This window comes from Rossellomorea arthrocnemi (assembly GCF_904424705.1).
Lineage (GTDB): Bacteria > Bacillota > Bacilli > Bacillales > Bacillaceae_B > Rossellomorea > Rossellomorea arthrocnemi.
In genome coordinates, this window is sequence record NZ_CAJGBF010000071.1 from 1 (window position 1) to 302 (window position 302).

Genomic DNA, 302 nt, shown 5'->3' on the forward strand with positions numbered 1-302 from the left:
TTGTTCTTTGAAAACTAGATAAAGATAAATTGATAGTCAAGAAATTACCGAGTATCGCCATTTTAGGTTTTAAACCTTAATTAGTAAGTGATCAAATTTTGATTTAGCAGCACGGATGTCGAGGAAGCGAAGGAGTGAACACCGGAGCGCACTTAGCGTGCGTGAGGATGTGAACGACTGAAGCTGACGAAGAGATTCGAAGCTGATAAAGCAAAATTTAGGTTAAGTTATGAAGGGCGCACGGTGGATGCCTTGGCACTAGGAGCCGACGAAGGACGGGACTAACACCGATATGCTTTGGG

General features: G+C 43.4%; 1 rRNA gene. It reads left to right on the forward strand.

Features of this window, described 5'->3' with window-relative positions:
• Window positions 1-220: 220 nt before the first annotated feature.
• Window positions 221-302, forward strand: a 23S ribosomal RNA gene (locus BAA9072_RS24010); the annotation flags it as partial.